Here is a 21,672-nt window from a genome sequence, read left to right as displayed (position 1 = left end):
CGCGAGGGGAGGAAATTGTGAGACTATACCGAATTATATATCAAGGCAAGTAAAGGAGGAGCCTCACTAAATGTTGAGAACCATTTTAGATCCGATAAAAGAAGACCTGGAAAACGCATCTTGTTTGTTTAGAGAAGAGTTTCCTCCGATTATCGGCCGGGCGGGAGATTTAGCCGGCCTGGAACATTTATCTGTCGATAAGGCAATTAGACCGGCGCTGGTGATCCTGTCTTCCCGGATTTACGGCGGTAATCCTGAAAAAACGGCTGTTCTGGCCGTTGTTTTTCAGTTTATTTATCTGGCTTCGAAGGTACAGGACAGTTTTGCTGAGTTTGAACAACCGGTCTCGGCTAGTGAGGATTGCGTCCATTGTGAGGAAAACCGTTTTTCTGTTTTACTGGGAGATTACCTTTACAGCAAATCTGCTTTTATTTTGCTTGAGTCAGGCATTACCGGGATGCTTCGTGTGCTGGCCGAAATTGTTCGTCAGGTTCATGAGGGTCTAATCCTGAAAAATAAAATCACCGGGTTCAACCCGGCCTCAAAAGCCTTCCACGATATTATTCGCAAGGTGACTGCCGAGCTTTTTGCCGGCTGCTGTCTTCTGGGAGCCCGCCTGGCCGGCGCTGCCGAAGAAGACCAGGAAATCATGCGCCGCTTCGGCCAAAACTTCGGCATGGCTTTTGGACTGTCGGAGTTAGGTGCCGCTGTGGAGCAAACAACATTTTACGCGGATAAAGCTCGGGAATGCCTTTTGCTGGCGCCGGCCCGGCCGGAAAAGGTTGTATTGGAGCAACTGGTTAATATGTTATCCAGGGGCGAAACGAATATGCGGCGCATGGTGGGATAATGTATTGGAGGGCTATATGCGGCCAGACCAGTATCGTAGTAAAGAAGAGTATGTACACGCGGTTTTTTCATCAATTGCCCACAGGTACGACTTTCTTAATACCGCGTTGAGTTTTAACCGGGACAAGTATTGGCGGAAATTTGCAGTGAAACTCACTGGTTTGACGCCGGGCGGCGAGGGCCTGGATGTTTGCTGCGGGACGGGTATGCTAACCCTGGAACTGGCAAAAGCGGCCGGCTTAAAAGGTCGTGTGGTCGGCGTGGATTTTTGCGCGGACATGCTGGCGAAAGCTGTTGTAAATATAGGAGGCACTCCTTATCGGGAAGTAATTGAACTGGTTGAAGGAAATGCTCTCAGCCTGCCGTTTCCGGAGAATACCTTTGACTGCGCCACCATCGGTTTTGCCTTGCGTAATGTGCCCGATATCAGGAAAACTATCGATGAAATGCGGCGGGTGGTAAAACCCGGGGGAAAGGTTGTTTCTCTTGAGTTTGCCAAACCTGGCATACCGGTGTTCAAGCAGATCTATTATTTTTACTTGAACTGCGTTATACCTGTGCTGGGCAGACTGGGAGCAGGACTAAGCGGGCCTTACAAATGGCTGCCGGAATCGTTGAAAATGTTTCCTCACCAGTCGGAGATCAGGGATATCTTTACCGACGCCGGTCTGACCGGCGCCTGCTATTATGAGCTTACCGGCGGTATTGTAGCCGTGCATGTGGGAGAGAAGCGACATGGCTTATAAAGATTTGCGCGCTTTTATGGCGGACTTGGAAAAACGCGATCTCTTAAAAAGAATAAAGGCGGAAGCAGACCCGGTGCTGGAGATTACCGAGATCAGTGACCGCATGGTCAAGTCGGGCGGGCCGGCTTTATATTTTGAAAATGTCCGGGGGTATAAGTTGCCGGTGGCCACCAATCTCTTCGGTACGCTGGAGCGGATGAAGCTTGCTCTCGGGGTGGACGACCTGGAACAGATCGGTAGGGACCTGATGGCTTTTATCCAGCCGTCGGAGTTGCCGGCTACCTTTATGGACAGGCTGAAGACGCTGCCCAAGCTGGCGCAGTTGGCTTCTTTTATTCCGAAGAAGGTAAGCGACGGTCCTTGTAAGGAAGTGGTGGTCAAGGACAATCCTTCACTGGCGGGATTGCCTGTTTTGAAGTGTTGGCCGGAAGACGGGGGACCATATATTACCTTGCCCCTGGTTATTACTAAAGATCCCCGTACAGGGCAGCGCAACGTCGGGATGTACCGGATGCAAGTGTATGATGAACGCACTACCGGGATGCACTGGCACATTCACAAAGACGCCGCGGGGCATTGCCGTAATCAAAAAGTGGGCGGCGGGACTGAAAAAATGCCTGTGGCTGTCGCCCTGGGCGCTGATCCGGCGGTAATCTACGCAGCCACCGCTCCTCTGCCTGCCGGTATTGATGAAATGCTGTTTGCCGGTTTCTTGCGCAAGGAACCTGTCCAGCTGGTGAAATGCGAAACAGTTGATCTTGAGGTGCCGGCATATGCCGAGGTTATTCTTGAGGGGTATGTCGACCCCTTGGAAAAGAGGCTGGAAGGTCCTTTCGGCGATCACACCGGTTACTACTCACTGGCCGACCAGTACCCGGTTTTTCACCTGACCTGTGTGACCAGCCGGAAAGATCCCGTATACCCGGCAACTATAGTCGGACGGCCGCCGATGGAAGACGCTTATATCGGCAAGGCTACCGAACGCATCTTTCTGCCATTGCTCAGGCTGCTGGTTCCTGAGTTGGTGGACATGAACCTGCCGCCAGAAGGGGTTTTCCATAACTGCGTCATTATATCTATTGAAAAGCGCTACCCGGGACAGGCCAAAAAAGTAATGTCGGCGTTGTGGGGTTTTGGTTTAATGATGCTGGCCAAGCTGATTATTGTAGTTGATGCGAGGGTGGATGTGCAGAATATTTCCGAAGTGATGTGGCGGGTGTTTAACAATATTGACGCCAAGCGCGACGTGGTGATCGCCGAAGGCCCGCTGGATGCTCTGGACCATGCGTCCCCACTGCCCCACCTGGGCGCAAAAATGGGCATTGACGCCACGACAAAATGGCCCTCGGAAGGGCATTTGCGCGAATGGCCGGGTGACGTTGTAATGAGTGAGGAAGTGAAAAACCTGGTTGACGGCAAATGGAGGGAGTATGGTTTTTAAGAAGCTGATAGTTTTTCTGGAAATGATCAGGTTTGAACACACTGTGTTCGCCTTGCCTTTCGCCTATATTGGGGCTTTGCTGACGGAGAAAAAAATACCGGCCGCGCATGACCTGCTCTGGATCACCATGGCCATGGTGGGGGCCCGCACGGCTGCGATGTCCCTCAACCGGCTTATCGACCGGCGCCTTGATGCCCGGAATCCCCGCACCGCCGGCCGGGCCTTGCCCAGGGGACTTCTGCGGGAAGGAGAAGTCTGGTTTTATGTTTTGGTTTCCTTTTTGCTTTTATTCTATTCTGCATACCAACTAACCCCGCTGGCTTTCCGCCTTGCTCCGGCGGCAGTCCTGGTGCTGTTTACCTATTCGTATACCAAGCGTTTCACCTGGACATGCCACCTGGTGCTCGGGCTGGTGCTGGGAATGGCCCCGCTGGGCAGTTGGATCGCCATTACCGGCCAATTTCATCCGGCGCCGTTCCTGTTGGGAGCGGGAGTGCTTTTTTGGGTCGCCGGCTTTGATATTATTTATGCCTGCGATGATTACGAGTTTGACCTTAAAGAAGGTCTTTATTCCATCCCGGCCCGGTTCGGCATTAAGCGGGCACTTAACGTTTCCGCTGTTTTTCACGCCATCGCGCCGTTGTTTTTCCTGGCCGCGGGCTTGCTATTAAACCTTGGTGTCCTTTACCTGGCCGGGGTGGCGGTTTCTGTAGGGATACTTTTTTACCAGCATACTTTAGTGCGACCTGATGATTTGTCGCGGGCCGGCGTAGCTTTTTTTAATTTAAACGGCACTTTAAGTGTGGTCATGTTTGTTTTTACCTTATTTGATATTTTTTTCCCTTTGCGGATCTTTTAAGGTTAAGATGCAGCGGAGTCATGGCTATCATGCGTTGGTAAAGAAAGAAAGGAATAGCGGTAATGGAACTTGTTCTTGACGGTGAATTGGCTGATTTGGAGAGGAAAATTCTAGCCGGTGAAAGGTTAAGCCGTGCAGACGGCGTTCGTCTTTATCAAGCCAAAGACCTCTTGGCGGTAGGCCGTCTTGCCGATCTGGTCCGGCGTAGAAAAAACGGGGACAAGGCCTATTTTATCGTCAACCGGCATATTAATCATACCAATGTTTGCGAAAATCTTTGCAAGTTATGCGCTTTTGGGCTTGAAGCCGGCCATCCCCGGGCGTATACTCTCAGCCTTGATGAAATCGAAGCTAAAGCGCTGGCTTCGGCAGGAGAGCGAATTTCTGAAATACATATTGTCGGCGGTCTCAACCCGGATTTAAAAATGGATTATTATGTAGAGATGTTGCGGCGCATCCGGCGGGCGCTGCCAGACGTTATGATCCAGTCGTTTACCGCGGTGGAGGTTGATTATCTGGCGCGGGTGCACAACATGCCGGTAGAGGAAGTGCTGGCCGTTTTACGCGAAGCCGGACTTGACTCGCTGCCGGGCGGCGGGGCGGAGATTTTTTCGCCGCGGGTGCGTAAGTTGATTTGCCCCAGGAAAATCAGCGGCGAGCGCTGGCTGGAAGTGCATCTGGCCGCGCACAAGTTGGGAATGCGTACCAACGCCACTATGTTGTACGGTCATGTGGAGACAGCTGAGGAGAGAGTCGATCACTTAGTCAGATTGCGCGAGGCGCAGGACATCTCGGGTGGGTTTTTGACCTTCATTCCACTTGCTTTCCACCCGCAAAACACCGGCCTGGAACCGCAATCGGTCTCCGGAACCACCGGTTTCGATGACTTGAAGGCATTGGCTGTGGCCAGGCTGATGCTGGATAACTTTGATCATATCAAAGCTTTCTGGATAATGATTGGGCCAAAATTAGCCCAGGTTTCCCTGACCTTCGGGGTCGACGATCTGGACGGAACCGTGGTGGAGGAGAAGATCGCCCACGACGCAGGTGCGGCAACCGGCCAGTTTATGTCTAAAGCTGAGCTTGTAAAGATGATTAGAGCGGCGGGGCGTAAACCGGTAGAGCGTGATACCCTGTATAACGTTATTGAGGAGGTTTTTTAGGTGTCCAGATTACGCCTCGGGCAGTTGGACTATATTAATTGCCTACCGGTTTACCATGCCCTTGAAGAGGGGTTGCTGCCGCTGGAAGCTGAACTGGTAAAGGGGCCGCCCACTGTATTAAACCGACTTTTTTTGAGCGGCCGGTTGGATGTCACCCCGCTGTCTTCAATTGAGTACGCCCGAAACGAAGATAAATGCATAATCCTGCCCGATTTGTCCATAAGCGCCGACGGCCGGGTGATGAGCATCCTGCTTTTCAGTAAGGTGCCGGTGACAGAACTGGAAGGAAAGAAAGTGTGTCTTACCGATTCTTCCGCGACCGGGGTTGTTCTCTTAAAAGTGCTCTTTGACCATTATTACCATGTGGACGTGGATTTTGAAACTAGCGCTCCTGAACTTAACACCATGATGGAAAGAGCGGACGGGGCGCTGTTGATCGGGGACAACGCCATGCAGGCTCACCAGCATGTGAAAGAACGGCACATGCCTTACTATGTGACTGACCTCGGCGAGACATGGAAGCAATTTAGCGGCGCTAAAATGGTTTACGCGGTATGGGTGGTGCGCAAAGCTTACGCCGGCTCCGATGCGGCGGCTGTTGACTGCCTCAGTAACGCTCTGGTCAACGCAAAAAAGATCGGGTACAGCCAATTTACCGCCGTGGCTGCCAAGGCTCAGCGGCGGAGCGGATTGCCGCTGCCCGTGGTTGAGGATTATTTTCAAACGATCAAGCACGAATTTAGCGAAGACGACAGAAAGGCACTGCTTTCTTTTTATGATTACGCCTATAAGAGTGGATTGATTGAGGATAGAGTCAAGCTGCGGGTCTGGGGTGAAACCGGTGCTTAATTTAGATGACCTCTTGAACGAGGCTGTCCAGGGAAGACGGCTCTCCTTGGAAGAGGGTGTCGCTTTACTCGCCTCGCCTGATTTATTGTCGATAGGCCGCGCGGCCAGCCTGGTGCGCAGGCGAATGCACCCGGGCGATAGAATTACGTTTATTATTGACCGGAATATCAACTACACTAACATATGCTGTTGCCGGTGCCGCTTCTGTGCCTTTTGGCAGGAAGAAAGCGATCCGGAAGCTTATATAATCAGTAAGGAGACGCTTTTTAAAAAAATTGAGGAAACTATAGCCGCCGGCGGTACGGCAGTAATGATCCAGGGTGGGCTTCACCCGAAGCTGCGCTTGGAATACTACCTGGACATGCTCCGGTCGGTTAAAGAGCGATACGCTATTCACATCCACTCTTTCTCCCCGCCGGAAGTAGCGCATATGGCGGGGATTTCCGGTTTGTCCCTGCGCAAGGTCCTGTTAGAATTACAGAAGGCCGGGTTGGATTCCCTGCCGGGCGGCGGCGCCGAAATTCTGGATAACCGGGTGCGCCGCCTGATCAGCCCGGAGAAGATTACCTGGGAGGAGTGGATGGCGGTAATGGCGGAGGCCCATCAAATTGGGATGAAATCGACCGCCACCATGGTGTTCGGTCATGTGGAAACTCTGGAGGAAAGGGTAAAGCATATGATCCGGGTGCGGGAGCAGCAGGACCGCACCGGTGGCTTCACCGCTTTTATTCCCTGGAGCTTCCAGCCCAAAAACACCAAGCTTGGCGGTGAAACCGCCACCGGGGCGGATTATTTGAAAACCCTTGCCGTGTCCAGGCTGGTGCTGGACAATGTGCCCAATATCCAGGTCTCCTGGGTGACTCAAGGCGCCAAACTGGCCCAGGTGGCCCTGGCTTTCGGCGCCAACGACTTCGGGAGCGTCATGTTGGAAGAAAACGTTGTCCGTGCCGCCGGGGTAAACTACCGGGTTCCTGCGGAAGAAATCATCCGCTGTATTAGAGATGCCGGTTTTACACCGGCACAGCGGAATACGGGTTATGAGATCATCAAAGAATTGTCTTAATCTTGTAATAGAGTGAAAGGAGCACTTGTAATGGGGAATGAAAAATTTCAAGAACTGGTGCTGGAACAGTTGCAGGTACTGACTGAAGGCCAGGCCAAACTGGACGCCAAGGTAGACGGTTTAGATGCCAGGCTTGGCGGTCTGGAAACCAAGGTAGACGGTTTAGATGCCAGGCTTGGCGGTCTGGAAACCAAGGTAGACGGTTTAGATGCCAGGCTTGGCGGTCTGGAAACCAAAGTAGATGGCTTGGACGCCAGGCTTGGCGGTCTGGAAACCAAAGTAGATGGCTTGGACGCCAGGCTTGGCGGTCTGGAAACCAAAGTAGATGGCTTGGACGCCAGGCTTGGCGGTCTGGAAACCAAAGTAGACGGCTTGGACGCCAGGCTTGGCAATATCGAAACAGACGTGCAGCAATTAAAGACGGGCCAGGATATAATGCAAAAAGATATTGACGGCATCAAAAACGAACTGAGTTATGTTTGGGGCGATATTAAGAAAATTGATAACCGGCTGTCTTCCCAGGAAGAAGAACTGGTCATACTGAAGCGGTTAAAATAATTCTATCCGTTGATGAGTGCCATGGAGGTTGTATCCAGCCGGTTTGCGTTAAAATCCGAGCAGCGTATAGACTTTGTCATCAACAATATTTTGCCCGGTAAGACCGTTGTCCGCCCGGAATTTTTTCACAGCTTCTTCAGTTCCCTGGCCCCAAAAGCCATCAGGCTTCCACTTGAGATAGCCAAGTCTTTTCAGCGCCCGCTGTACTTCCAAAACATCCGGACCTTGGTTTCCAAATTTTAAAACAGCAGGAAGTGTGCCCGGGGCGCCGAATGGTGTCCCAATAATTGTTACAGGTGTGCCATGGCTGACAAAAGGAAAAATTTCCTCAACGTGAGCGTTATGCATCCTGATGCAGCCGTGGCTGGCAAAACTGCCGATGCTGTGCGGAGCGTTGGTGCCATGGATGCCATATTGCCCGTATGGTATATTGAGTCCAAGCCAGCGTGTGCCCATGACATCAGGCGGGTTGGTGTCCTGTGAGGCGATTTTCCAGTTGCCGACCGGAGTTGGTGTTTCGTATTTACCCATGGCAACTGGAAACTGGCGAAAAGATACCCCATTGTCGAAGAGGGTCAGGGTTAACCTGTCCATATCGATAATAATACTGGTTTTTTCCGGTATTGGGTTTGCCGCCCAAGATATTTTTATCCCTACCCCCGTGAAAAAAACGGCTAAAAAAACTGCGGCGGCGTAATAGAAATATTTCATTAATAGAGCTTTTCCCCCGTTTATTTTTATATCTATTGTCTCATATACCGGTCCTTATTATTCCGGCCGGGCTTCTTAAAATGAGGTATTTGGTTATAAAACTGGATTGATTGGTGTCTCAGCGAAGCTTGTGAATATATCAAATTAAAAGAAGGATAATGCTCTTCTTATGAAGAAAAATAGTATATTCTGTCTTACGCAGGAGGTGTCTGAGCAATAAATGCCGATGAACATAGATGACTTTCTGGATTATTCGCTGCAGGAAGACTTTAAAAACCTGAATAACACTCACCGCAGTATGGTAAACGCAGTCAGACGCGTCAAGACTGCTGCTGATCAGGGCAACCTTGACGCGTTGCAGCAGGCGCTGGCCCGCTATGAGGAGTTGGTGGATAAGCAAAAAGAGTCTTTACAAGGGTTTAAAGATAAATTTCCTTCTTTTGATCTGCAATCTTACTTGCTGGAAGAGTTCCACGCGGGTTTTCTTGGCGCGTTGGCTGAAGAGGGCTTGTCTGTAGAGGCGGAATATCCGGTTTATGAAGTGTTGCCATTTAAAGTCCGGGTGCTGCCTGAAAAAGAAATGATCACCATAGACGACAGAGTTTACCGCAACCTCCGGCCGGGTGTCGTGGCCAGACATTTAAAGAAGGAGATCGACAAGTTAAACGCGGCCTCCTTTGATGTGCAGCGTTTTCTTCAGACTCTCGCCAATGCTTACGACACAGAGATGGCCAGGCAGGTTGCCAAGACAAAAATTTTTCTTTGCGAGCAGGAAGTGCTGTTGAAAGATGTCTATGATAATCTTACACCCATGCCGCAACAAAAGCGCGACTACCCGGTGCAGCTTTTTGCCTTCAGCCTGCACCGGGTGCTGAAAAGCGGCCAGATGAACGCGCCGGACGGCCGGCGGCTCTGGCTCGGCAACGTTCGCAACCGGAGACAGGCTTTGGTAGTGCTGGACGCTCAGAAGCAACCCCAGCGTTACGGTGTGATAAAGTTTTACCGGGAGGGATAAACTGTGGAACCGGCTGTCAAGGAATCTGCCCTCGAAAGCCTGCGGCGCGGCGAGCCGCCTTTGGATAGAGAAGCGCTGGAAGCGATCACGGTGGGCAGACAGGATGGTATCTGGAATTTCTGGCAGGCTCGCTACCTGGAAGACTATATAGCCGATGGGGGCAGCAAAATTAAGTTCTTCATCGGCAAGCCGGGTTCGGGTAAGACCCACGCTCTTCTTTTGATGATGGAAGAAGCCCGCCGCCTGGGCTATGTAACAGTTTATTTAGATGCCCGCCAAGTGCGTTTAAATAAGTTTGACTCTATCTATCAGGCTGTGTTCGAGGAAGTGGACATGCAGGCGGTGGTTGCCGTCTATTGCGGTACGGTATTGGAAAGGCTGGGCTGTCAGGCGGGGCAAATTTCCTCCGGACAGGGCATGGGTAACGACGGGCATACGGCTAATGCGCTGCGGCTTGAAGTTCAAGAAAACCTGGACACATTGTACCATAACCGTAAAATAAACAATAACTTCGCCATGGCCTTCACGCAGCTCTGCTCCGACTATCTTGGTCTGCGTTATTTGCATACGGAGCAAAGAGACATTTTGACGGGCTGGCTCAAGGGCAGGTCTTTGCCGGCAAAAGTTTTAAAGCCGTTAAGGATTTTCACCAAAATAGATAAATACAACGCCCGAAATATGATGGCTTCTTTTCTTGCCCTGTTACGTCTTTGCGGTTACCGGGGCTTGTGCCTGGCGGTGGACAACTTGAACGCTTTATTAGAACGGGGTCCGTTAGGGCGGGCGCTTTACGGGAAGTCGGCGCGCAATGAAGTCTACGAAAGCCTGCGCCAGTTAGTGGACGACTTTGCCGGTTTTGAAGGAGCTTTTTTCGTTTTCGCCGGCCGGCCGGAATTGATTCAGGATGAAAAAACCGGTTTTAAGTCATACGAGGCGCTCTGGATGCGCATTCAGAACGAGGTTGCCGGTTTGCGCCCGAACAAGTTTGCCGACTTGTTCAATCAAGACAGCCTTATAAAAGAGATTTTCACTGTCGAGACTTGTCTGGAACTGCAGGAAAGGTTGAACGATTTCTTTGCTCTTGATTCCAGGCTTCAGCGGGAGGACTTGCGCTGCCTGGTTGATACGGTGAGCATGTTTTCGCCGGTGCGACGGGTTATAGAGGCCATAGTTGGCGAATACGGCGCGGGAGGTGACCGTGGTGGAGCAATTTGACGCGAGGAAAACCATTGAGTGCCTGCGTTCAGGCGTTTCTTCCGGTCATTTAAGCGCTATTTTTTCATATGGCCGGGAAGCTGCCCTGGAGCGCGTAGGTCGCGAACTCACTCGCGTGCAGTCCGGCGCCGGTGTTATATCGTTAGTGGTCAAAGGAAACTTCGGCAACGGCAAGACGCACTTTCTTAATATCATTGCACGGAAGGCGGAAGAAATGAATTTTGCTGTCAGCTTCGTACCGCTTTCCAAAGAGACTCCATTTGACAAAATGGACCGCCTTTACCGCCGGGCGGCCGCTAATTTGCTCCTCCCGGGGTATACCCAGCCGGGCTTCGCGCCCTTGTTGGAAGGACTGAAGCGGGACAGGATGAAAGCGGAGGAGGTCTTGAAATATGCCGGACACAACCTCCACCCGAAAATTGAGGCAGTGTTGAGGAATTACCTGGAAAGTGACAGCGATATGTATAACCAGCATGTCCTGCTCGGTGATCTGGCGGGTGATTTTATTCCCGTTACGCAGTTAAGATCGATTAACCGGATGAATTTTGGGAACACCTTGTCCATATCACGCTTTACTGTTAAAGAAAACACGTTTGATTACTTTCGCTTTCTCGCATATTTGATCCGTGCTGGCGGTTGTGCCGGCTGGGTTATTTTGTTTGACGAATTCGAACAGTTGATGTACCTCGGCATTATGGCGCGCGCCAACGCTTATTTAAACGCCGCCCGCTTCATGTCGCCTTCTTTTGGGATGACCGCCGCTTACACTGTTTTTTCTGCCTCATCCAATCTCTGGTCGGAATTAATCTGGAGGCAGAAAAACAGCGATTACGACACTGTGCCGCAAAAGCTGGCGGCTAAGGAGAGGCAGCATGAAATTCCCACGGTGAGGGAGGTCTTAGGCAGCTTTTTGAAAGACAACCTCTTTCTGGATAAGCTCTCCACCTTTGATGTCAACCGCATGCTGTGGTCGGTCCGTGAATATCACGCGCAGGCCTATGACTGGCCGGCGCCGGTTGACATTGACCGGGTTGCCGCCAGCCTGGCGGGGGATAAACCACTGCGCACCGCGATCAGGTCTATGGTTGAATATCTGGATCTCCAGTATCTTTACGATGAGCAGCCGGATATCAAGGCGGGAATGCCTGAAGAAATCCTGCCAGTCAAGCCGGCAGGTGATGAAGATAAGCTAGAACCGGCCATACCGGAAGGTTAAGACGTATTTATTGGCGGGAGATGTCTACTTGGGCGCTGCTGGAATAATTTCCGAATTCAACAATGCGCTTGCTGAAGAAGTAGCTTATTTGCAGCGTGAGGGGGGACGCCCCCTGCTGATTATCGATGGGGTCTTGGTCGACCGCGGAGAGAATGGATTTTTATACATCTTTGAGCTGGAAATAGAGGCGTTTCTTCTTGATGGCACGCCGGTGCGTGTGGAAACCGGCCTGCGCGAGACACGGGGTGAAGTAATATCCATACGGGGTTCTGAGTTGACGCTGGCGCTGCATGAAAATATCGGTGACTTTGTAGAACGGGCTGATGTTTTCTGTGAGCCATGGTTTTTATTATCCGTTTTACAGGAGCGGCTGGACGAGACGCCGGAAAGAAACCTGGAGATGGCCATGCAGGTGATGGAGAAGGTGCCTGCCTTCCCCCGCCGGTTTATTCCTCCTGCCAAGGCAGCTATGGCTCAGGAAGATGCCGTGCGCCTGGCCGGGAGCAGGGATGTCACGTTTATCTGGGGTCCTCCGGGCACTGGCAAGACTGAGACCGTCGCTCGCATAGCGGACCTTTTTTTCAAGCAGGGCTGGCGGGTGCTGGTTGTTTCACATGCCAATATAGCCGTGGACGGCGCGGTATTACGCATAGCAGCGAGGCTGAAGCAGCCTGCGGCATCCGGCTTGATTGCACGTTACGGCTGGGCCAGGCTGCCGGTGCTGCGGCAAAGCGGCCTCCTGGCTTTCAGCCAGGCTGCCGCCCGCTGCCCGGACCAGTGGGTCCGGCGAAAAAAACTGGATGCCGAACGCAGCGCTTTACTGGCCGACTTGCGCGCTGGCCGGAAGCCCGGCAGCCGGCTCAGTGAAGTGGATCGTCAATTGCGTGAATTGAGCAAAGCGCTGAAAGAAGCGGCAGTCTCGGTGGCCGGCGCGGCCCGTGTACTTGGCTGTACCCTGGCTACGGCTGCGTTAGATCCGGTGATCTATCAAGGTCACTTTGACGCTGTATTGCTTGATGAGGCCAGCATGGCTTACGTCCCGCAGGTTTTTTTTGCCGCTTCCCTGGCCCGCAAGAAAATGGTGGTGAGCGGTGATTTCCGCCAACTGGCGCCAATTGCCCTGGCTGGCACGGAAGGGGTTAAACGCTGGTTAAGACGGGACATTTTCGAGCAAACCGGAATTGCCGAGGCCTTTGATGCGGGAAACCTACCTGATGTCGCTGTTTTGCGTCTCCAGCGGCGGATGCATCCGGCTGTAGCCGGTTTTGTCAACGACACTGTGTACGGCGGCCAGCTTTACAATGCCCCGGAGACAACCCGGCGGGCCGATTTGGCCGCGGCGGCTCCCTGCCCGGGGGCGGCTCTGACGCTGGTTGATGTAAGTGACCTGAATGCCCTTTGCTACCGGCACGCTCTTTCCCGTTTCAATCCTTTTTCCGCTTTCCTGGCCCTGACCCTGGCCAAGCAGATCAGGCTAAACGGCCTTACAGTAGGCTTGCTCACACCTTACGCGGCCCAGGCCAGACTCTTGAATGCGCTGGCAGCCGGCCTGCTTGGGGCAGCCGGCGCCCGTTCTGAGGCGGCAGGTTTGGTAGCCGCCACCATCCACCGCTTTCAAGGCGCGGAACAGGATGCGGTAGTGCTGGACCTGGTGGATGCTTTTCCCCAGCGCGCTCCCGGCGGTCTCCTGGCCCGGCGGGAAGGAAATGCCGGAAAACGGCTGTTGAATGTGGCCGTCACCAGGGCTAGGGGCAAGCTTTTCGTGCTGGCCCACCGGGTATTTCTGGAGAGCCGGCTGGCCGGCGACTCCGCAGTGCTGGAACTATTTCGTTTTATCGGACAAAATGGCCGGGTCATTAAAAGCAGGGAACTTCTCAGTGAACTGCCTGACCATATTGGCGGAGAGAACCTGGCGCTCGACTGGTATGCTGAGCGCTGGCCGGCTATGAAGGCCTGGCAGACTGATATGAGACAGGCTGCGGTGGTCCAAATGGATTGGCCGGTTGCCGCCGGCCCGCCGGAGCGGCTCGTGGCCGGCGCGCTGCGGGAGGCGCTGGCCGGCGGTGCCCGTGTTTCAATGCGCGCCGGGTTGCCGTCAACCTTTCCCCCGGATTTGCGGCCCTATACCGTGAAACGCTCTGCCGTTTGGAGCCCGGTTACTGCAACTGCCGGGAATTGCTTGTGGTACGGCTGCCCCTGGCCGGGCGACGGCCGGGTGGACCGCTTCAGTGTACGGGTGAGTGGCGAGAGGGTGTGCCGTACGTTAATGTACCTTTTAGAGATGGAACTGAGGAAGGGATTCTTCCAGGGGCGTTATGCCGGATTGAAAGCATATGTGGAGAACCGGCTTACTTGTTCCTTCTGCGGTAACCCGCTGACCGTGCGCGCAGGAACGACCGGCGGCTATTTCCTCGGCTGCACCGCCTACCCGCGCTGTGAGCAGCCGGTTCAAAAGCTGACACTGGAAATACTGGATGATTACCTTGCCGCTGCCGGGCTGACTTGTCCGGCCGGTCACCTCTTAAAGGCAGTCAATGCAGCGCGCGGGCCGCTGGTTGTCTGCTCGCACAGTCCAGCCTGCCGTTGTGTCTTTCAGGTGAAAGACTTGCTGTAAAAAGAGTAACTACTTTGTAGTCAGTATTCGGGAACCAAGAGTTATTATCCTAAGATACGATATTCTGACTCCTACTCCCTGAATACCTGCCGGATTGTATTATGTATATATTATTTAATAATATAGTGTTCCATTTCACAATTATGTATAATTAAGTATACCTATCGGAAGTGGGTTTTGATTGCCCGATGGCTCTAACGCTATTTATATTTAGTGGAGGATGATGCTATGAAGAATTTTCAACTGGAAGATTTTGAAGAACAATTCCTTAATCAGTTAAGTAACATAACTGAAAAAAACAACTTGATCAATCCCGATTTATTTAGCAAATACAACGTAAAACGCGGGCTCCGTGATCAAGATGGCAAGGGTGTGCTTGTCGGCCTGACAGAGATCGGTGAAGTACATGCCTATATAATTGACGAAAATGAGACTATACCTGTTCCTGGCAGATTAATTTACAGGGGGATCGATATAAGCGACATAGTGGATGGTTTTCTTAAAGACGGCCGCTTTGGTTTTGAAGAGACTTGTTATTTGTTGCTTTTTGGCGAACTCCCCGACGAAAAAACTCTTGCTGGTTTCGAGCAGCTTCTTGCCGAATACCGAAAGCTGCCGGATGATTTTGTCCGCGACATGATTTTGAAAGCGCCGAGCAAGGACATGATGAACGTTTTGGCTAGGAGCGTACTCGCCTTATATAGCTTTGATGATAATGCCGATGACACTTCCATTAATAATGTATTGAAACAATGCATCAGGCTGATTGCCTGTTTCCCGCTGCTTGCGGTTTATGGCTATCAGGCTTATTCTCATTACCATGGAAACAATAGCCTTTATATACACAGTCCGAGACCGGATTTCAGCACCGCCGAAAATGTCCTGCACATGCTTAGGCCGGACAGTAAATTTACAAGACTCGAGGCCACCCTGCTCGATCTTGCTCTGGTGCTTCATGCGGAGCATGGCGGGGGTAATAATTCATCCTTTGTGACGCATGTCGTGACATCATCCGGTTCGGACACGTACTCGGCAATTGCCGCCGCGCTGGGATCGCTTAAAGGGCCCAGGCATGGAGGCGCCAACATTAAGGTTTACCAAATGTTTGAGGATATGAAGCAGAACATAAGGGATTTCGGTGATGATGAAGGAATTGAAAACTATCTTGTTAAGTTAGTGAATAAGCAAGCCTTTGATCGTTCGGGTCTAATCTATGGCATAGGACATGCTGTTTATTCGATATCTGATCCAAGAACCGTTATTTTCAAGGAGCATATTGCCCGGCTTGCCAAGGAGAAGGGCTTGGAAGACGAATATAATCTCTATTTAAAAGTTGAAGAGAAGGCCCCTGAAATAATCGGGGAATACCGTAAGATGTATAAGGGGGTAAGTGCGAATGTTGATTTTTATTCAGGCTTTGTTTATAGAATGCTAGATATTCCCATCGAATTATTCACTCCTATATTTGCTGTTTCCAGGATAGCCGGCTGGAGCGCCCATCGGATTGAAGAAATCGTTAATTCCGGAAAAATCATCAGGCCGGCGTACAAGAGCGTCTCCAAGCGGCGTAAATACATCCCGATGGACGGGCGGAAGGGTGTTTAATCTAGCATAACCTTTTATTCGCTTCCCTTTTATGCTGAAGAATTGGATTGAAAGAACGGAAAAAACGTTTTGAGTTCGGCAGATTTTTTAACAAAAATTATTAAAAAAAGAACTGTCTTCCGAATTAAACGGGAGCCAGTTCTTTTTTGCCCTGTTTACTCTATATTGTCCAGTATTGGAACTTGGCTATTCTGCCGGCATGTTTTCACGCCGGTACTAGTTCTGTGCCTATATTTAGCGATTAATATTACATCTGCCGGGCATACTCCACAGCATTTTTAAAGACAGCCAGGCCATGAGGCACGGTATCTCCCGGCATTCTGCGCCAGTTCGGGTGCTGGGTTTTTTCCACGTACCGCTCCGGGTGGGGCATCATGCCCATTATTCTGCCCGTTGAGTCGCAAATCCCCGCGATGGCGTTTAACGAGCCGTTCGGGTTGGCCGGGTAAAGCGCGGTCGGCCTGCCGTCGGCGCCGGCGTACCGGAATACCACCTGGCCGCCGTTTTTTATTTTGGCAATAACAGACGGGTCCGCATAAAACTTGCCTTCGCCATGGGCTACCTGAATTTCTATCAGCGAACCCTCCATCCCGCGGGTAAAAACGCAGTGGCTGGGTTCAACCAGCAGCCTGATCCAGCGGCATTCAAAGTGCCCGCTGTCATTGGCCGTCAGGGTGGCTTCAATGTTACCCAGGTGCTGGTCCGGGAGCAGTCCGGTGCGCACCAGCACCTGAAATCCGTTGCATATGCCGAGCATTAGTTTACCGGAGTCGACAAACTCGTTTAATTGCTCTTTCAGGAAGGAAGTTAGCTCCACCGCTAGGACTTTACCCGAGTGGACATCGTCACCGTAGGAAAAGCCGCCTGGCAAGGCCAGGATTTGATAATCAGCCAACCGCGCTTCTTTGCTTCTTAGCTGGTTGACATGCACCATTTGGCTTTCCGCCCCGGCTTTGGCAAAGGCGTAAAAGATTTCCTCGTCGCAGTTGATCCCGTCCGTTCTTAAAACACATACACGCGGCTTTTTCACTGCCGGAACACCTCCTTCATCGGCTGCCGCCAGGCTGCTTTCAGCCTGTCCAGCCTGGTCTCGAAAAGGGTTTTTCCTGATTGTTCGGCTGCAATAACTTTACTGTCTGTTGTTTTGCCGATTACCTGGCAGGGAATGCCGCCAAAAATATCAGTCGGCTTGCTGCCGGCTGGGATTTCCGCCAGGAAGCAGCCTGCCGTTTCGTTGAACAGGAAGCTTTCGGCTGATTCATCCTCCGGTATGATTATCTGAACACCCATGTCGCCGCCGAAGCACATCTCGGCCAGCGCCGCCGCCGCGCCGCCTTCGCTGATGTCGTGGCAGGCCAGGACTTTTCCTGATTTTACAGCCCCGTAAACGGCCTCAAAAACCTGCATCAGCGCGGTGGGGCTGAGCTTCGGCAGGTTGTTGCCGATATAACCGAGCAAGTCGTAGTAGACAGATCCGGCCATTTCAGCGGTATTCCGGTATCCTGCCAAGACGATTTGCGCGCCGGTTTTTTTAAAATCGGCCGACACTGTCCGGGACACGTCCGGTATCCGCCCGAACGCTGAAATACATAATATCGGAGGGATTTTAATCACCGTCCCGTCTTTGCCCCGGTAAGTGCTGGACAGGCTGTCCTTGCCGGAAATGAACGGCATCCCTGTGCCGCGGACGAAGTCCACACAGGCGTCGACGGCCAGGTCCAGGGCGCCCAGCAGTTCCTCGTCGGGGAAAGGCCAGATGAAATTATCCATGAGAACCAGATCACGCGGGTTGACGCCGGAGGCTATCGCGTTGGATACCGCCTCGGCGGCTGCCCACAGGCTTCCATGGTAAGGGTCAATCATGTTCAGCACGGGGTTCAGGCCGTGGGAGATCACCATCCCGTATGGTTTTCCTAGGATAGGCGCCATGATGGCCGCGTCGTTCGGCCCGTCTCCGTTTATGCCGGAAAAGGGAGGGAGGGCGCTGGTGCCCTGAACGCCGTGGTCGTACAGTCTGACAATCGGTTCTTTGGAACAGACGTTAAGGTGTCCCATTACCCGGCAGAACAGGTCTTCCCAGTCTGCCTTTGGAACAGCCTGCGGCTCTGCAAAGCGGGCCGGACGCCAGGCTGCTTCCATCACCCGCTGGGGCAGCCCGTTGTGCAGGAATTCCATTTCCAGATTCATTACCACCTGGCCTTCGTACGTGGCGGAGAAACACTTGTCTCCGGTAAATTCGCCGAGGACGGTGGCTTCGACATTGTAACCCCGGCATATTTCCATGAGCCGCCCGGCATGTTCCGGGGCAACCGCAAGCACCATCCGCTCCTGGCTTTCCGACTCCATGATTTCCCACGGGGACAGGCCGGGGTATTTCAGCGGCGCCCGGTCGAGGGCAACCCTGGCGCCTACTGCCGCGCCCATTTCTCCGACGGCGGAAGCGAACCCGCCGGCGCCGCAGTCGGTGATGGCCCTGATCAAGCCCTCGTCACGGGCTATCAGAATGGCGTCGAACGTACGCTTTTCTTCAATGGGATGGCCGATTTGCACGGCGCTGGAATTTACATCGATGGTCCGGTCGGTCATTTCCCCGCTGGAGAAAGTGGCGCCGTGAATGCCGTCCCGCCCGGTGCGGCCGCCCAGCGCAATCACCAGGTCTCCGGCCCGGGGCCGGCCTTTGCGGCATAACTCCGCCGGCAGGATCCCGTAGGCCCCTACGATAACCGACGGCTTGGCGCGGAAATCCCGGTGAAAGTGCACCGAGCCGTTATTTGTGGGAATACCCATTCTATTGCCGTAATCACGCACCCCGGCGACCACCCGGCGCAATAAGTAATGCGGGTGGAGACAGCCGGCCGGAATATCTTCGTCGGGCGTGTCGGGCCTGGCAAAGCAGAACATATCGGTTGAAGCCAGTGTTTTCGCGCCGCGTCCGGTACCCACGATGTCGCGGAATACGCCGCCGCTGCCGGTCATGGCGCCGCCGTATGGCTCAATGGCCGATGGGGAATTGTGGGTTTCCACTTTGCCGCAAATAGCCTGACCGTCATAAAATTCCATTACACCGGAGTTGTCCACGAATGCCGACAGCACCAGCGGGTGTTTGCTCTCCTCAGTGGCTTTTTTCAACCGTTGCAAGAGCGGGGTTTTCTCTTTGCCGTCAACGATCAACCTGGCTTTGAATGTTTTGTGCCCGCAGTGTTCGGACCAGGTCTGAGCGATTGTTTCTATTTCACAATCAGTGGGGTCCCTGCCGATGCGCTGGAAGTATTCTTTAATAACCTGCATTTCCTCCAGGTTTAAGAATAACTTGTCACGGCTCAATTCAATCAGCTCGGGGTCGCTCATTCGTCTAACCGGAATCACTTCCGTGCGGCCTGGCCTGCCCTGAATAATCAAGGTTTTTGGTTTTTCTTTCACAACATACTCTACCGTGGCGTTAACCAGCAGGCTGGAGGTGATTCTTTCAATATCTTCACCGGTGATGTTTTCACCGTAAAAACCATACTCCCAACTGGAGTCGGCCGCCAATAACCCGGCTACGCCCAGGTCGGCCGCGGATTTCATAATGGAAGCGGCCTCCGGGTTCATTACTCCGGGCTTGTAAGCTACTTCCAGTACAATGGCGGCATCGTTAATCACCGGGCTGTTAACTGAAAAATCCTGGAAAATACTTTCTGCCAGCAGTCTTTCCGCCAGCAGGGCAGCATCACTGGCGCCAATGCCTTCAAAACGGAAAACGCGGGCGGTTCTGACTTTTTGCACCGTGTTAATACCTAAAGCGTGACTTATTTCGTACCGGACTTCCTCTCCCTTGCTGTCGGGGATGCCAGCCTTGGTGATTACCCGCACCTCTTGAATCATCATTTTTTACCTCCTATCCAAGTGGTCGCAACTATTAATACGGCAATTTATCACAATTTCCTGCCCGGGAAGTAAAAATAAATAACAAGTACTCAGAAGTCAGGAGTCAGAATAAATAGAATGGTTTATCGTCTGGAATTATCTGAGTCTAACTTCTGAATTTCTGATTACCTGAACAGTAACAATAAATAAATAAAGCGATCACATAATCGGAGCGCTTTCTTTTATCATTATTGGGTTAATATACAAGCATTCAGTAAGCAGACATTCAGAGTGGTGCCGGACGGATTACAGTTTTTATTCTGACTCCTGACTCCTAATCATTATATTATAACCGCTGGTATCTTTACAGAGGGTGTTAATGCCATGGGGATATAAGTTGTGCCATTTGTGGAAAGGCGGGCTGGGATCCGATACTTGCTTTTGGTGTATAACTGCCATATAATTGTAAGGTTAAGAAGATAATATTCTCGTTTTTTGGGGGCTGTATGAGTAAAAAATCATGGGAACAGGGCGTGCGGTTGTTGCCTTCGGTTGATGAAACGCTCAGGGACGATAGAGTGGCGGAACTGCTGGCCGTATATCCCAGGAGCATGGTGGTTGAGGCTGTACGTGATTCTTTGGCCGGTGAGCGCCGGCGGCTCCTGGATGGTGACCCGGCTGAAGAAGATATGGATGAAAACAGTTGTCTGGATTTGATTGTGTTAAGAACAACTGAAGCTGTCCGTAAAAGGGCATGTTCCAATCTGCAACCGGTAATCAACGCCACCGGGGTAGTCCTGCACACAAACCTGGGACGGGCCCTTTTAAGCGAAAACGCCAGGCGGGCCGTTTACGAGATAGCCTCCAGTTACTCCAACCTGGAACTGGAATTGACTACCGGCCGGCGCGGGTCGCGCTACGCGCCGCTGGAGCCGGTTCTGACTTCCCTGACCGGGGCGGAGGCCGCCCTGGTGGTGAACAATAACGCCGCGGCGGTTCTTCTTGCGCTGAGCACACTGGCTAAAGAGCGCGAGGTCGTGGTATCCAGAGGCCAGTTAGTAGAGATCGGGGGTTCTTTCCGTATTCCGGAGGTAATGGCCCAGAGCGGCGCAAGACTGGTGGAGGTCGGCGCCACCAATAAAACTTATCCCGATGATTACCGGAAGGCGATTAACGAACAAACGGCGCTGCTGCTTCATGTCCATACCAGCAACTACCGGATCATTGGCTTTACCAGGGAAACCACGATAAATGAGCTGGTGGAGATTGGCCGTGCCTATTCCCTGCCGGTGATGTCCGATCTCGGCAGTGGCTCTCTGCTTGATTTGAGCCGCTTCGGCCTGCCGGGAGAACCTACCGTGCGGGAGGTAGTGGCCGCGGGACCGGATGTGATTACCTTCAGTGGAGACAAGTTGCTGGGCGGCCCGCAGGCCGGCGTAATTGCGGGAAAACGCCGTTATATTGATAAGATGAGAAAGCATCCCCTGCTAAGGGCGATCCGGGTCGACAAGATGACTGTGGCGGCCTTGGAGGCTACCTTGCGGGAATACCTGGATGAGGAGCTTATTGTTGAAAAAATGCCGACTTTGCAGATGCTTGCGGCTGGTTCAAGCCAATTGACAGAAAAAGCGGAGAGTTTGGCCGGCCTTGTGCGAGGCGCCGTGGAAAACAAGGCGGAAGTTGAGGTCGGCAAGGGGTTTTCCGTGGTGGGCGGCGGCTCCTTCCCGTCAGCTGAACTGCCTACCGCGATTGTGAAGATTAATTCCCGCGCGACTTCTGCCGGCGACTTGCAGTCAGCCCTGATGCGGGGAAAACCGGCGGTAATGAGCCGGGTGCAAGACGGCAGCTTGATTCTGGATGTCCGTACCGTGCGTGATCATGAATTGCCGGCGCTGGCGGCGGCGATAGGAAAGGTGATTTAA

Annotated in this window: 17 protein-coding genes; 14 read left to right on the top strand and 3 right to left on the bottom strand. The window is 52.6% G+C overall.

Annotated features, from left to right (window positions below):
- Positions 1-70 precede the first annotated feature (70 nt).
- The 8 genes from L9W92_RS00180 to L9W92_RS00145 all read left to right on the top strand — a co-directional run bounded on the left by L9W92_RS00180 (position 71) and on the right by L9W92_RS00145 (position 7,528).
- Positions 71-850 (top strand): polyprenyl synthetase family protein, encoded by a 780-nt coding sequence (locus tag L9W92_RS00180; protein ID WP_240081750.1) that lies wholly within the window; start codon positions 71-73, stop codon positions 848-850.
- 16 nt (positions 851-866) lie between these two features.
- Complete coding sequence (locus L9W92_RS00175; RefSeq protein ID WP_240081749.1) at positions 867-1,595, top strand: demethylmenaquinone methyltransferase; 729 nt, start codon at positions 867-869, stop codon at positions 1,593-1,595.
- On the top strand, positions 1,585-3,036 hold the full coding sequence (locus L9W92_RS00170) for a menaquinone biosynthesis decarboxylase (RefSeq protein ID WP_240082144.1): 1,452 nt from the start codon (positions 1,585-1,587) through the stop codon (positions 3,034-3,036). The genes L9W92_RS00175 and L9W92_RS00170 overlap by 11 nt, the downstream gene beginning before the upstream one ends.
- Positions 3,026-3,895 (top strand): UbiA-like polyprenyltransferase, encoded by an 870-nt coding sequence (locus L9W92_RS00165; RefSeq protein WP_240081748.1) that lies wholly within the window; start codon positions 3,026-3,028, stop codon positions 3,893-3,895. Before L9W92_RS00170 ends, L9W92_RS00165 begins: the two co-directional genes overlap by 11 nt.
- A 62-nt stretch (positions 3,896-3,957) precedes the next feature.
- Positions 3,958-5,058 carry an aminofutalosine synthase MqnE gene (gene mqnE / locus L9W92_RS00160; protein ID WP_240081747.1) on the top strand — a complete coding sequence of 367 codons (1,101 nt, stop codon included), beginning with the start codon at positions 3,958-3,960 and terminating at the stop codon, positions 5,056-5,058.
- Complete coding sequence (locus L9W92_RS00155) at positions 5,059-5,907, top strand: menaquinone biosynthetic enzyme MqnA/MqnD family protein (RefSeq protein WP_240081746.1); 849 nt, start codon at positions 5,059-5,061, stop codon at positions 5,905-5,907.
- Positions 5,891-6,970 carry a cyclic dehypoxanthinyl futalosine synthase gene (gene mqnC, locus L9W92_RS00150; RefSeq protein WP_240081745.1) on the top strand — a complete coding sequence of 360 codons (1,080 nt, stop codon included), beginning with the start codon at positions 5,891-5,893 and terminating at the stop codon, positions 6,968-6,970. The genes L9W92_RS00155 and mqnC overlap by 17 nt, the downstream gene beginning before the upstream one ends.
- A gap of 30 nt (positions 6,971-7,000) precedes the next feature.
- Positions 7,001-7,528: a coiled-coil domain-containing protein gene (locus L9W92_RS00145; RefSeq protein WP_240081744.1), complete on the top strand. Its 528-nt coding sequence runs from the start codon at positions 7,001-7,003 to the stop codon at positions 7,526-7,528.
- A gap of 48 nt (positions 7,529-7,576) precedes the next feature.
- On the opposite strand, the gene L9W92_RS00140 is transcribed toward L9W92_RS00145, so the two are convergent.
- The gene (locus L9W92_RS00140; protein ID WP_240081743.1) at positions 7,577-8,239 is read right to left on the bottom strand and encodes a L,D-transpeptidase family protein; all 663 of its coding nucleotides are present in this window, start codon (positions 8,237-8,239) and stop codon (positions 7,577-7,579) included.
- A 220-nt stretch (positions 8,240-8,459) separates the two neighbouring features.
- Here L9W92_RS00140 and L9W92_RS00135 point away from each other — a divergent pair, with 220 nt between their 5' ends.
- The 5 genes from L9W92_RS00135 to L9W92_RS00115 all read left to right on the top strand — a co-directional run bounded on the left by L9W92_RS00135 (position 8,460) and on the right by L9W92_RS00115 (position 15,904).
- Complete coding sequence (locus tag L9W92_RS00135; protein ID WP_240081742.1) at positions 8,460-9,254, top strand: hypothetical protein; 795 nt, start codon at positions 8,460-8,462, stop codon at positions 9,252-9,254.
- 3 nt (positions 9,255-9,257) lie between these two features.
- Entirely contained in the window at positions 9,258-10,469 is a 1,212-nt protein-coding gene (locus L9W92_RS00130) for a BREX system ATP-binding domain-containing protein (protein ID WP_240081741.1), read from the top strand.
- Positions 10,426-11,685 carry a BREX system ATP-binding domain-containing protein gene (locus L9W92_RS00125; protein ID WP_240081740.1) on the top strand — a complete coding sequence of 420 codons (1,260 nt, stop codon included), beginning with the start codon at positions 10,426-10,428 and terminating at the stop codon, positions 11,683-11,685. Before L9W92_RS00130 ends, L9W92_RS00125 begins: the two co-directional genes overlap by 44 nt.
- Positions 11,686-11,695: 10 nt before the next feature.
- The gene (locus L9W92_RS00120) at positions 11,696-14,299 is read left to right on the top strand and encodes a DEAD/DEAH box helicase (protein ID WP_240081739.1); all 2,604 of its coding nucleotides are present in this window, start codon (positions 11,696-11,698) and stop codon (positions 14,297-14,299) included.
- 228 nt (positions 14,300-14,527) lie between these two features.
- Positions 14,528-15,904, top strand: a complete 1,377-nt coding sequence (locus L9W92_RS00115) for a citrate/2-methylcitrate synthase (protein WP_240081738.1) — start codon at positions 14,528-14,530, stop codon at positions 15,902-15,904.
- A 247-nt stretch (positions 15,905-16,151) separates the two neighbouring features.
- Here the strand turns inward: L9W92_RS00115 and purQ are convergent, their stop codons facing one another.
- Together purQ and L9W92_RS00105 are read right to left on the bottom strand one after the other, a co-directional pair.
- Positions 16,152-16,934 carry a phosphoribosylformylglycinamidine synthase I gene (purQ, locus tag L9W92_RS00110; protein ID WP_240081737.1) on the bottom strand — a complete coding sequence of 261 codons (783 nt, stop codon included), beginning with the start codon at positions 16,932-16,934 and terminating at the stop codon, positions 16,152-16,154.
- Positions 16,931-19,771, bottom strand: a complete 2,841-nt coding sequence (locus tag L9W92_RS00105) for a phosphoribosylformylglycinamidine synthase subunit PurS (RefSeq protein WP_240081736.1) — start codon at positions 19,769-19,771, stop codon at positions 16,931-16,933. Before L9W92_RS00105 ends, purQ begins: the two co-directional genes overlap by 4 nt.
- A gap of 485 nt (positions 19,772-20,256) precedes the next feature.
- On the opposite strand from L9W92_RS00105, the gene selA reads away from it, so the two are divergent.
- Complete coding sequence (gene selA, locus L9W92_RS00100) at positions 20,257-21,672, top strand: L-seryl-tRNA(Sec) selenium transferase (RefSeq protein ID WP_240081735.1); 1,416 nt, start codon at positions 20,257-20,259, stop codon at positions 21,670-21,672.

The organism is Pelotomaculum terephthalicicum JT (assembly GCF_022410535.1).
Classification (GTDB): Bacteria; Bacillota; Desulfotomaculia; order Desulfotomaculales; family Pelotomaculaceae; genus Pelotomaculum_D; species Pelotomaculum_D terephthalicicum.
Note: the sequence above shows the minus strand (reverse complement) of the source record. Positions and strands in the feature narration are given on the sequence as shown.

Excerpts from the sequence above, each read along its gene's own strand:
- L9W92_RS00145 (WP_240081744.1), top strand. The coding sequence starts at position 7,001 with ATGGGGAATGAAAAATTTCAAGAACTGGTGCTGGAACAGTTGCAGGTA.
- L9W92_RS00115 (WP_240081738.1), top strand. The coding sequence starts at position 14,528 with ATGAAGAATTTTCAACTGGAAGATTTTGAAGAACAATTCCTTAATCAG.
- L9W92_RS00180 (WP_240081750.1), top strand. The coding sequence starts at position 71 with ATGTTGAGAACCATTTTAGATCCGATAAAAGAAGACCTGGAAAACGCA.
- mqnE (WP_240081747.1), top strand. The coding sequence starts at position 3,958 with ATGGAACTTGTTCTTGACGGTGAATTGGCTGATTTGGAGAGGAAAATT.
- L9W92_RS00175 (WP_240081749.1), top strand. The coding sequence starts at position 867 with ATGCGGCCAGACCAGTATCGTAGTAAAGAAGAGTATGTACACGCGGTT.
- L9W92_RS00170 (WP_240082144.1), top strand. The coding sequence starts at position 1,585 with ATGGCTTATAAAGATTTGCGCGCTTTTATGGCGGACTTGGAAAAACGC.
- selA (WP_240081735.1), top strand. The coding sequence starts at position 20,257 with ATGAGTAAAAAATCATGGGAACAGGGCGTGCGGTTGTTGCCTTCGGTT.
- L9W92_RS00105 (WP_240081736.1), bottom strand. The coding sequence starts at position 19,771 with ATGATGATTCAAGAGGTGCGGGTAATCACCAAGGCTGGCATCCCCGAC.
- L9W92_RS00135 (WP_240081742.1), top strand. The coding sequence starts at position 8,460 with ATGCCGATGAACATAGATGACTTTCTGGATTATTCGCTGCAGGAAGAC.
- L9W92_RS00140 (WP_240081743.1), bottom strand. The coding sequence starts at position 8,239 with ATGAAATATTTCTATTACGCCGCCGCAGTTTTTTTAGCCGTTTTTTTC.
- L9W92_RS00165 (WP_240081748.1), top strand. The coding sequence starts at position 3,026 with ATGGTTTTTAAGAAGCTGATAGTTTTTCTGGAAATGATCAGGTTTGAA.